The following is a 12,481-nucleotide window of genomic DNA, read 5'->3' as shown; positions in this document are numbered from 1 at the left end:
TGCCTTCTCCCCTACTGGAAATCGAACCGGCAGCGCCGCAATCTGAGGATGCGGCGATCCTTGTGTCCGCCCTCCCCGTCGCCGGTCGCGAAGACGCGCGCGTCGGCGATGACGCAGCCGATCGGCCGACCGCCGCGCTTGGCGGGATGCTGCTTCAGGAACCAGTCGTGGATCGCCCCTGCGAGGTCTTTGGCCACGCTGACCGTAATGGCCTGCGTGATCCCGCTGCGCACCGCGATCACCGGACCGCCCTCCTCGCCCGAGGCATCCGGCGCGCCGCCTGCGGTGAAAAGCCCGGTCTCGTATTCGAACAGCACATCGGCGCTGCACGCCGGCGCGGAACCGCCGCTCGGCTTCAGCAGGCCGTCGAAGAAAGTTTCCAGCGCTTTCTGAATGCTCTCGATGCCACCGATCGGGTCGAATTTCCCCGCCGTCACGGTGGTCGCGACGTCGAGCGCCGGCACCGTCGGCTCGCCCGAGCCGATCGTGGGCAGCCGGTAGACGAAGCGCTTCTGCAGCGGCTCCGAACGTCCGGTTCCGTCACCGTCCTTGAAATCGATCCGCGCGTTGCGGGTCAGGCTTAGCTCCGTCCTCGCCGAGGCGAAATCGATGATGTCGAGCCCGCGTGCCTCCAGCCGCCTGAATTTCGGCTTCTCGTCGATCTCCGCGCCGGCCAACGGTTTGGTGGCGTCGCCGGAGTCTTTGACGAAAACCACGGGATCGGCATCGACGCCTCGCACCCCATAGGCGACGGAGCTGCTGACCAGGTCGATGCCGCTGCCCTCGACCTCGACCACACCGTCACGCTCGATCTCGCGCAGGATGATGCGGTCGCGCGGGCCGCTCGCGGCAGCATCCAGCGTCTCCGGCTTGACGAGCGGCTGCAACAGCCTGTCCCAGGCGCGGCGGGCGACCCAGGCATAGGCGTCGTGGTCGCCGGCCGCGATTTTTGCGATCTCGTTCTCGCTCTCGAGCACGAAACGGACAAGCCGCGTCGCCAGATCTTCCGTCTCCGCGCCGAGCGCCTGGCTTTCGCCGCGTGTCGCGTAGTGCACCTCGACGGTCAGGCGGTCGGTCGCCTTGCCTTCCCAGGCAAAGTCGCGCCGCGACGTCCACTTGCGCGCCGCCGCGAGGTTCGTCGCGGGATCATCGGTGTCGGCATACGCGTCCCGACCGAAACCCTCGTTCTCCAGGATCGGCAGGCGCGGAAGGCTGCGCAGCGGACTGGGGATGGTCGCGCCGTCGCGCGGCAGGGGGATCGACGCCCAGGACGGCGCGCCCGCCACGGCGTCCGGGTCGTGCAGCCGCAGCCAAGCTGTCTTGCGGTAATGGACGATGCCCTTCGAGGCCTCGGGATTCGGCAGCCGCTGCACATGCGTCAGGTCGAGACGTTCGGGCGGGGCATAGTGGTCCCGCGGATTGCCTTGTCCCGGCTCCGGCATGGCTTCGCACAGCAGGACGAGATCGCGGGACACCTGCCCGCCGTCCGGGGGAAGCGGAAGATTGTAGACGGCGATCCGGATGCCTTTCTCCGAATGGACGGCGACGCCGTGCCCCACCCGGTTGGCCAGCGGAACCTCATGGGCCCGCCGGTCGAAATAGGCGAGCAGGCTGGTGATCTTGTAGTGGCTGCGCAGGTCGCGCTTCAGTGCATCGGCCACCGCCACCACGATCCGCTTTTGCCGGTCGTCTGCTATCTCGCCATACCTGCCGATATCCCGGTCGAACGCGACCGCCAGCCTTTCGGCAAGACTCCCGGCCAGCCCCTCCTTGGCTTCCAGAAGCTGCTTGATGGCCTGGCGCGTCTGCGTCCGTTTGCCTGCGTCGGCGGCGTTGAGCAGCGGCACGGTGATCGCCGGCGAGAGCAGCCGTTCGAGCAGCGCCAGCGCCTCGCGGCCATAGGCGTCGGCATCGGCATCACGGATCTCGCGCCGGCGCTCGCTGCCGTCGGGTGCCTTCAGATCGGTGAACGAACGGCTGTAGGCTTCGGTCTTGAGCGGCGGCAAAGCGAGCGCGACCGGCGGTTCCTCGCCATAGAGCGATCCGTCGGCAAGTCCGTCGAAATAGCCGCGCCGGATCAGCCACAGGCCCGTTTCCGTCACGCCCGCCGTTTCGCCGTAACCGCTCGCAATACGATGGTCGGTCGCGATGGCCGCCAGCGCCTTGATCAGGTCCTCCGCATCGCCATGGCCGAGATCCCGCTCGGTCGGCTTCAGCTCTTCGGCCTTGAGGGCCTTCCCGCGCAGGTTCGGCGAGACGGCCTCGACCACCTTGCAGATATCCGAGAGCCCGGCGTTCGCCGCGGCTTCGGCGCCGTCATCGGTGAGTTCCTTCGGATAGAGCCGGCGATTCTCTGCGGGCACCGGCCGCTCGATCGCCACGCTCACCTGGAACTCGGCGAAGTCAGGGCCGGGCGACGCGCCATCGAAGACAAGCGGGATCACGAGGCCATGGTCCTGGCCGTCGATCCAGGCCTTCAGGCTATCGCGCAGCTCGCGTCGTGTCTTTACGCCGCTGGCGGCACGTATCTCTTCTCCCAGCAATTCCAGATTGTCCGCGGTCTGGTCGAGATGGCGCCGGAGAGGTGTTTTGTCCAACGGCACGGCATTGCCCAGCGTCGAGTTCAGGCTGACGGCAACCCGCGCATCGCCGAGCTGCGCCGCCGCGCGCCGCAGCATCGCGACGCAGCGGCCGAGTTCGTCGCGCATCGCCGTCGCCCATTGCGCCGGCACCGGCTCCGCGTCGGGAAGATCGAGGCCGTCGAGGCGGAGAAGCGGTTCGTAGTCGCTGCGCAGGCCGAGCTTCAGGCCGCGCGGCTTGGTATCCGGCCAGTAGGCCATCTTCACATAAGGCAGGCCGGTCAGGCCGAGCAGCCGGTCGTTGTAGACCAGGTCGATGCCGGTATCGGCGAACGGCTCGCGCCAGCCATTGCCGTAGATGTCGCGCCAGGCGGCCTTGACCCGCATGCTGCCGCCGACCAGGTCGTAGACCTCGGTCGCTTCCAGCCCGGCGATCTTCCGAACCGGCACCGAGACGCGATAGACGTAGTCGTCCTCGGCGACGGCGATCGGCTTTCCCGCGTCGTCCAGCTCGGGAAAGTCCGGACCGGTCGGGACGGACTGGTCGAGATATTGCGGCGTTCCAAAGGGTTTTCCCGCGGCGTCGCGGACCTCGATCTCCAGCGCCAGATTGGAGAAGCGCTGGCCGAGCTCGTCCTCGACGCTGTCCGGTGCCGCCGTGTCGGTACGGCGGATCACCAGAGGCACCACGCCGGGCTCGTGCAGCGGGTCGGCCGTGTCGCCGGCTCCGGTCGCGAGCACCGATCCGGGGCGGAAATCGGCCGGCGACAGCAGGGCATTGGCGAAAGGCAGACCGCTGTCGAGATCGGCAAGCGCGATCACCACGCGCAGCCAGCCACCGCCGGACAGCGGCTTCTGCCCGCCCGCCGCCGGCTCGAACAACGGACGCAGCTCCGCGGCAGCCTCCTTGTAGGTCAGATGATAGCCGCCGGTGTTGACGATCGCCGCCTGCCGCAGCAACTGCACGAACGCCAGCGGATCGCTGGTGTCCGCCACCGGTTCGATGCGCTCCTCCGCCGCGGCCGCCTCGCTGTCCGGCTTCGGCTCGACCGACAGGTTGGACTGCACGACGGTCGGGACCACGCCGTCCTGTACGCCGACCGCGACGAATTCTCCGGTTTCCGGGTCGTGCCGGTAGAGGCCGATCCATCCGATGCCGGGCGGTGCGCTCATGCCGCCGTCGATGGCCGGAGCGAAGGGATCGATGAGATTGCGCAGCGGCTCGGGTATCGCCTTGATCTCGAAGGCATCGGCGACGGCCTCGGGCGCTGCCGCGCCGTCGGTCCGCTCCGGGGGCCGGCGCAGGCCGACATCGATGACGATCGCCGGGCGCAGGCGATCGCGCTCTTCCTGCGTCAGCGCGGCGAAGTCGCGCTTTTGCGGGTCAGCCGGATCGGCCCCGAACAGCAGCGGCGCGGCCGCTGTCGAGAGCACGGTGCGGGCTTCGTTTCCGAACGCCCAGAGCCGGAGTTCGTCCGCCTCATGGTTCAGCCTGCTCGCCGCCGCATGGCTGCCGAGCGCGACGTAGCGGCGGCGCCTTTTCGACAGCGCGCCAAGCTCGACGCTGCCGGGCAGCACGAGGGACGCGGCGGTGGCGAGGACGGTTTCGGCGGTGCCGTCCAGGACCTCGACGGCGATGTCCTCCGGCGCTTCCAGCCAGCCGTCATAGGTTCCGGCCGGCACCTCGAAGCGCAAGGCGTCGCCGACGGGCACCTGCTGGCCGGCGAGCCGCAGCATCGCATGGAAGAAGCGCTTGTCGGGATCGACCGCCGGTCCGCTGTCGCGGCCGAGCGGCTCGAGCCAGGCAGGCAATGTGGCGGCGTCCGCATGGGCGGGATGCGGCAGCCGCTGGCCGTAGGTAAAGAAGCGGCCGGTGGAGACGGCCACCTCCGCCGCGACGCTCGGCAGGTCGCGGTCGCTCGCCGCATCCTTGCGCGCCACCAGCGCGGCAAGCAGATCGGCCACCGGCTGCGTTTGCGCGCCCTTGGCCTCGGCCAGCGCCGCCAGCCGCTGCACGGCGGCGCGCATGATCATCGCCGCCCATTCCTCGAACAGCGCCGACACCAGCGACTGGCCCGCCGCGGCGAGCGCGTCCTTGCCGGCCGGCGCCTGCGACCGGCTGAGCATGAAGCGCTCGAACGCCGCCGCGAGTTCCTGGCGATAGCGGTCGTCGACGAAGCGGTAGTCGGCGAGCCGGATGTCCTCGACCTGCTCCTCGTCGCCGCCCGCGCCCGGCCGGATGCGGCGGATCACTATCGTGTCCGGCATCGGCAGGACGACGCCCTTGACCGGTGCGCCTTCCTGCGGCTCGGCGCCCGGCTTCAAGGCTAGAACCGCGCCGGCGAAGCCGGCCCGCAGGAAGGCGGCGATCTCGGCATAGCCAGGCTTGCCGGCTCGCGGATCGGCCAGCCGGCGGGCGAGGCCGCGCAGCTGTTCGGCCGTCACCGTGCCCGTCCGCAGCGTCGCCGGCCGCAGGTCGTCGATGCCGGCGCACAGCGCCCAGGCCGTCAGTCCCTCCACCAGCCGCTCGACCGGCGACGGCGCCGCGCCCTCGCCGATTTCCGCCGCCATCAGGAATACCGCATGCGCCTCATGCCCCGCCGCGCCGGGCGCGACCGTCACGTCCGGCTGGATGGCCACTTCCAGCGCGATCCTGCCGGGCAGCTCCGCCCACTGTTGCGGCGACGGAACGAGGCTCCAGTCCAAAACCTCGCGCAGCGCGCGCGGCTCCCCGGCAATCGCCAATCCCTCGGCCACCCGGTAATATTCCTGGTTCTCCGTCCGTCCGAGCCGCTGCGAGAAGCGCACCGTGGTGTCGAAGCTGAAGGAGATGGCGATCTCGATGCTCTTGCCGAATATCTTGATCCGGCCGACGACCACCCGCACCGACACGCGCACGCCGACCTCGTAATAGAGCTCGGTCGCCTTGTCGGTCTCCAGCTCGAAGCCGACCTCGACATAGAGCTGGACGAAAACGCCCGCCTTGACGATGCCGAAATCGACATAGCCGTAGAGCTCGCCCATGACGCCGACCGCGCCGTGGACGACGATATAGGTGCCCTTCGCCTTCGTCGGCTTGTTGTCGGGATTGTAGAGCCGGCCGAAGCCGCCCTCGAGATAGCCGTAGACGGTGAGCGACAGGCCGGCATTGAGGATGCCCTGCGCCAGGGTGACGCCGAGCCCGACCCGCATGCCCATGCCGATCTCGGTGACCGGATCGTAGCGGAAGATCTCGGAATCGGGGTTGCCTTCAAGGTTCCCATCATCCCGGAGATAGGTGGGCCGGGACGGCAGCAGCCTGGCGGCCGCGCCCGAGACACGGCGGTAGTAGATGCCGCCCGCCCCGACGAAGGGAAAGATCGACAGCGCGAACGACCGCGAAAAATCCTTGTTGGCGGGATAGCCGAGGTCGACGCCCCAATTGCCGTCGGTGAAGATCTCGACGCCGATATAGGGCAGCGTGATGCCGGCCGCGCCGAACTGCCAATTCCGCAGCTCCGGCGGCAGCACGATCTCGGCTGAATAGACGCCGAGGTTTTCGGTGAGCTTGCGGTAGAGGATGTCGACCGAGAACAGGCTCTGCTCCGAGCCTTCGCTCAGCTTGACGTCGAGCAGGACGCCGGCGAGGTCGGGATCGCGCAGCGCGAAGCCGAGCTCGATGAAGCGGTAGATCATCGCATGGAAGCCGATGGTCCAGCCGCGATCGGGACCGAACGTGACCTCGGGGATCTTGAAGGGCTTGCCCTCCTCCTCCGTCACCCCGCCGGCCAGCCGGGCGAGCTCCGCGACCACATCGCGCGTCGTCAGCATCGTCCCGGGCAGCTTTCGCAGCGGATCGACCCGCTGCCCGAGCGTCAGCACCCTGAGGTCGATAATCGCGTCGCCCGGTTCCCGCTGATAGGCGAGGAACCAGCCGACGCCGTCCGAGCCGCCCAGCTTCTCCGGATCGACGAACAGGAAGATGTTGGCGTTGTCCTCCTCCGGCGGCAGCGGGTGGCCGAGCACCACCAGGCGGGCGTTGACGCCGCGGAAGCCGTAATAGGTCCCGCCGGTCTTCTCCGACTTGAGCGTCACCACCTCGTAGCGTTCGCAGGTGAACTGGAGAAAGCCCTCCAGGCCGATGTCGAGATCCTTGCCGTTGCCGCCGGCGAAGCGGAAGCCGAGATCCCAATTGACGTTGTTGGCACCGTCCAGGCCGAAAGCGAAGGCGAGCTCCATCTTGAACTTGGACAGCGCCGAGGCGAAGGAGCCCAGCGAGCCGAGATCGAGGTCGAACTTGAGGAAGAAGGGCGAGGCGCCGCCGGTGCCCTTGCCCAGCCCGAAATAGCCGAGCTTGGGCAGCGACACGGCGTCTCCCAGCCAGCCGAAGCCGCTGAACTTGATCGGCAGCGACCCGAAGAAGCCGCGCACGCCGTCCTTCAGCTCCGACATGTCGAAGTCGAAGATCAGCGCGCCGGGCGAGAAGCGGAATTTCGGCAGGCCGACCCTGCCGGACTCCGGCACGCGGAAGCGCAGGTCGAGCGACAGGCCGGAGAACGTGCTACGTTTGATGTCGAGGAAATCGAACGGACCGGTTCCGCCCGCGAGTTCCTTGAATTCCATCGAGCCGTCGATCAGGAATTTCGAGGTGACCAGTTCCTCGGTGCCTAGCTTGGCAACCTCGCTGACATAGGAGACCCGCGTGATCGTCGCCTTGTCGATCAGTGGAAAACGCTCCGGCATCTCGATCGCGAAGATCGTGTCGGTGAAGAAATCGTAGGTCTCGAAAGTGTTGCCGTCGACCATGCGCCGCTGCCAGCGGCCCTTGAGCAGGATCGTCTTGTCGGCTTTTTTCTCGTTGGTCTCGGGATCGCGCAGCGTGATCCCGGTGTCGTGGAAGAAGGCGCCGACCGTCAGTTTCAGCTGGCAGAAGAAGCTCTGCAGCGCGCCGTTGTCGAAGCCGACGCGGAGCTGGTCGACCTTGATGCCGAACGAGCCGTCGTCCGATCCGTTCGGCGCCTGTTGGGGGCCGTCGAAGTCGTCGGGCTTCAACTTCGTGTCGTAGTCGACCGCCTTCTCGCCCGCGCTGTAGTCGATCGCCGCGAAGGGCTTGCTCAGATTGCCGGCGCCCTCAAGCCGGCGCACCGGCACGGCGAAGTGATGGGCCTTCAGCCGTGCCGTGTCGATGCCGCCGAGCAGCCCCTTGACCTGCGTCGGCAGCACGCCCAGCGACAGCGGCACGTCCAGCACCAGCAGGCCGGTCCATGACGGGTCGGCGATCGCCGCCAGGAACGGTCGGTAGATCGGGTCGCCGCTCTTTTCCGCAGACTCCAGCGCGGCGATGAACTGCTTTTCGGCATATTCTGCCGGACTGTCACCGGTCAGAGAGCGCAGATAGGCCGTGCCCGACCAGAGCTGCGGCTTGCCGATCAGGTCCTTGATCGAAAGCCCCTCGAACCCCTTGACGATCAGCAGCGGCAGCACGGGCGTGTTGCCCTGGGCTTTGGTTTCCTGAGCCGTCTTCCACAGCTTCAGAAAGTCGAAGCGAAAACCCCACTCGGATAGTTGCAGCGTGCCGTCGAGCAGGAAATCCCGTTCCGCTGGTGCCGACTCGTCCCGCGGGCAGTTGGCGACGAGAAAAAGCTGGTTGCGGATCAGCGCGTTGACGATCGAGCCGGCGATCGGGCCACCTTCCCGATCGGTGATCGTCAGTTCCGCCGCCTCGACCCCTCCCGTCGTTCGCGCCAGGACGATCTTGGTTATACCATCCGCGTCTTCGACCACTTCGAAGCCGAGCGGGGTCGTGCTCGGTGCAGGAGCGGCCGCGGCGTCGGACCGCGAAGCGAGGTCCAGCAGCCCGCGGCGCTGGCCCGACACCAGCGCAGACAGCGAGGCTTCGGCCGGTGCGTCCGTCTTGTCCGACAGCGTGTCGTCGCCCGAAGGCCTCGGCAGCACCGGCACATAGCCGTCGGGCTTGTTCGAAAGACCTGCCTGCCTCCGCTCCAGGCGGAAGGGATCGTGTCTGAGCTCTGCGGCGCTGGCGTCCGCCGCCTCGCGGGCGACGAGGCGGCGGATGTCGCGCGCCTCGGAGACGACGGCGCTCGCCGTGTTCCGTCGCGACAGCTTCGCCCACGAGGTCTGGTCCGACGTCTTGTCCTCCGCAACCAGCAAGTCCTCGTCGGTGGTCGCCGCCGCCTCGCCCGCGATCTCCTTGAAATGTGCGGCGCCGCGGCGGAACGACATCATCAGCGGCGCATCGCCGGCGGCTTCCGAGCGCGGCGCTTCGAGATATTCGTGCTGCGTGTCGGCGACGACGATGCCGAAGCCGTCGTCCGGAAACGCCGCGGTCTGGTCGTCGTCGTCCGCCAGCGCGACGTCGAAGTCGCCTTCCAGCAGCAGGTTGATCCTGGAGAACTGGACGGCGCCCGCTTCCGTTTCGCGTGCGCGGCGCCGGACATAGGCGAAACGCGGCGGCATGGCGGCTTCGGCCGTACTGGACGTCAGCAGCACCTTGTGGCCGTGCGTGGTCCGGAATCCCGACACCAGCGTCTGGCCCGCTGCCGGACGGAAGAAGGTGCGCTCGGGGTTGAGCGCGTCCAGCGGATCGAAGGCCACGTCCAGCGCCACCGCAGCCGCGCCGCCAGGCCCCGCGCCGAGGATGAGCGGCCTGCGCTCGCTGCGGAACTGGTAGAACTTCTTCCCCGTCCCGTCGGCCTTGAGCTTGCCGCGCTTGGTGAAGTCCGAGACGAAGTCGTTGCCGACCAGGTTTCCGGGGCTGACGCCGGTTCCTCCGACAAAGGCGCCGGCCAGCGGCCCCAGGATCGGCATGCGCAAGCCGTCCAGCACGAGATCGCCGCTGCCATGGACGAGGGTATGACCACCGGCCGGGTTCGAAGGCACGAAAACGAGATTGTCGCCGCCTACCTCGAGCCCGCAATTGGCCAGGGACAGCGTGAAGGCGGCTTTCAACGTCACGCCGAGGCTGGATGGCTCCAGATATTTTCCGAGCAGGATCGGTATCTCCCCCTCCGCCACGATCGTTTCGGCGACGACGTCGGAACGGTCGGAGTGAAAGAACTGAAAGGCGACACGCCTGTCGGAGGAGGCTTCCTCCCTTGCGGTTCGAAGGGCGCTTTCGTAGCGGGCGAGATCGATATCGGTTGGGATACCGCCGGTCCAGACGACGAAGAAGCCCATCCGGGCCGACGCCGTGTCCAGTCCCATGGGCGACGGGGCGTCCTCTTGTTCCGGCAGGAAGGCCAGTCCGGCCGCTCCTGGATTTGCGGGATCGGGGAGGTAGAGGGCAAAGGAGGCATGCTTCGCGAGCGTCACCATTCGAATTCGCTCCCGGCAAGGGCTGGCAATCCGAGAAGCCGGCAGTCACGGCCATCAACGAGCGCTGGAACTGGCAGCGAAGCCCCCAAAGCTCTTATGAGAACGGGATTTGCGAGGCGGCTCGAGGCAGGAAAGGAAGGAAGACCGGAACCGGCCGCATCGTTCGCAAAGCAAGGTTCCAGTTCGCCGGACAGCATGAGTGCACCGACACGCGTGTCGATCGGCACGTGCCGATCCTGCCGCTTGCTCCGCACCGGCAGGAGGAGCGTGGGAACCACGTTCTGCCGCATGAAGCCGCAAAGCACCCCGACCTGCGACCTTGCGCCCTCGCAAGCCGGCCGAGGATGATTGACCGGCCCTGCGAGCTGAGCGTCGGGCAGATAGTTCTTGTAAAAATCGACAAGGAGGCCCGAGTTTTCGGCCGCCAGCAAGATCGCGTCTTTTTCGGAATTCGCCGCGTCGTCACTGCGATCGATGAAGTCGATCTCCTTCATATCCAGCGTTTTCCGGCCGGGCCGGGCCCCCGGCAAAAAGACGTTTACGAGGCGGCCACGAAGAAACCGCTCCAACGCATAGGGGCTTGCGAGATTGTAGAGGCCGTTCTTCTCGTCCGGCGGAACCGGAAGCTCGTTCTCGTCCTCGACCTTTGACCCTCCGACCGACATGCCCTGCACGGTCGGGTTGAGCGACACTGCGAGATAACCCTGGTGTCCCGAGGCAGGCCAGAAAGGACCGCTCTGGTCCGCGATGTTGCGCCACACGGCGAGAGGTGCGGCGTAGAGGTCGTATACCGCCGAGGTGCCGGCCAGGGCCATCGTGTACAGTTGTTCGGAAGGTGCCTCTCGTTGCAGGCCCAACCGCCCCGCATCTATTCTCAGCTTGAGCCCCGGCCGCAGCCCGAACATGCGCGTCGGCCGGTTGAAGTCGTGCGCATGCGCCAGCAGTCCGTCGAAATCGCGGGGCAGGTTTTCGAGCGCGGTTTCGCCGGCGCCTCGAACGAAAGCCGCCGCCTTGCTCCTCTCGGCCTCGACACCGGACTCCGCGTTCTTGCCGGCCTGCTGCGGCAGGCATTTCGCCAGCGCGGACCAGAAATCGGTGGTCCCCGTTTCGGTGAGCAGCAGCCCGGATAGAAGCTCGTCGATGCGGAGGCGGACGCGCCAGTATTCCGGAACCCCGTAGCCCGCCGCCCGCCGCTCGATTTCCGAGGGTGTCTTTCCGGCACCGGCCTTCGCCGATCCTTCGCCGTCCGTGCCCTCGATGACCGCCAGCGTTTCGGCAGGCGGCGGTGTTCCGGCGGAAGAGACGACGAGCACCGGCCCGACCGTGCCCGTCGCCAGTTCCAGCAGCAGGCGAGCCCGGTTCGGCCTGCCCTGGTTGCGGGTGACCGCAGGCACGACGCGCAGCCGGATGGCGAGGTTGGCCTCGTCGAAGCGCTTTGGGTTCGACGCCGAGCCCGGCTTCGGCGGCCAGGCGGCACTCGGCTCCAGCGCCGATACCGATTTCCCGGCATATTGCGACCACGCCGTTTCCGGAAAGGCGCCTGCGAGCGCCAGGCAGGCCGCCTCGCCGCTGTCGTGGAGCACGATCCGCACCGGCTGCAGCGGTGCGTTGCCGGCGGGGAAGTAGCGCATGCGCGGCTCGAACCTGAGCAGCCGCGCGAAATCCATGTCCGCCGCAGGGCCGAGCGCCATCGCTTTCGCGATCAGGTCGATACGCGGGCCGGCGATGCTCGTGCCGGAAAAGCGGATCTCCAGCCGCCGGTCGTTGCGCACACGCACGACCTTGTCTCTGGCGATTTCGCCCTTGCCTGCGGCAAGAGCCCCGCATGTCGAAGCTCCGCCCGGGGCAGGTGCCGCACCGGCGACATCCTCGACGCCGCACCACCAGGGATCGGCGCCGCCGCGTCCCTCTACGGCGATGGCGGGAGCCCAGCCGAGCCTGGCCTTGACCAGGCGCGAGAACGCCTGGGCGGCGGCATGGCCGCGCTCGTAGGACAGCCGGTAATTGCGCTCCGCATTGCCGGTCGCGTCGGCATGGCCGATGAAGCGGAATCCGGCGCTCGCGGCGGCCGTCCCGCTCGACCGGGAGGTGCTGGCGGCCGCGACGAAGATGTCGGCCAGCAGCCGCAGGCAGGTCGTCTCATGCGTCGCCAGTCGTTCTTCCCCGACCGGAAACGTCAGCTTCGGGTCGCCGGAGAAATAGCCGTTGAGCTCTGCGAGCGAGACAAAGAAGGAATCGACGGAGCTGAAGTCGAACCGTTCGTCCTTCTGAGCTGCCCCGCCCTTGCCGGCTTCCGGTGTGGGGTTCCTGAGCTCCGCCGCCAGACGGACGGTGACGGGACAAAGCTCTTTCGCGCTGGATGCGGCGGGCGCCTCGGATCCAGCAAAGCAAAACGCCAGCGCGAACAGCATTCGCACCAAGCAGCGCACGGAAACACCCCCACCCATCTTTGCTTGCTTGCAGAGACGTTAACGAACTCTCGCAAAAGTTGCAACGATAAAATCTACAACTTTAAAGAGATATACTTTGCGCAAGAGATCGGCCGGCCGGACAAACCCAGGGGAGGAGTATCCGGCCCGCTTTGTCGA

2 protein-coding genes are annotated in these 12,481 nt (G+C 67.4%); both read right to left on the bottom strand.

What is annotated here, in order from left to right; translation table 11 throughout:
• Positions 1-11: 11 nt before the first annotated feature.
• Positions 12-9,893: a hypothetical protein gene (locus AC5JDC_RS05935; protein ID WP_495839989.1), complete on the bottom strand. Its 9,882-nt coding sequence runs from the start codon at positions 9,891-9,893 to the stop codon at positions 12-14.
• Positions 9,887-12,310, bottom strand: coding sequence for an OmpA family protein (locus AC5JDC_RS05930; RefSeq protein WP_495839987.1), 2,424 nt, complete (start codon positions 12,308-12,310; stop codon positions 9,887-9,889). The genes AC5JDC_RS05935 and AC5JDC_RS05930 overlap by 7 nt, the downstream gene beginning before the upstream one ends.
• Between the last annotated feature and the right edge of the window lie 171 nt (positions 12,311-12,481).

The sequence above is a fragment of the Kumtagia sp. genome (genome assembly GCF_059502445.1).
This window is presented reverse-complemented; position numbering and strand designations above follow the sequence as displayed.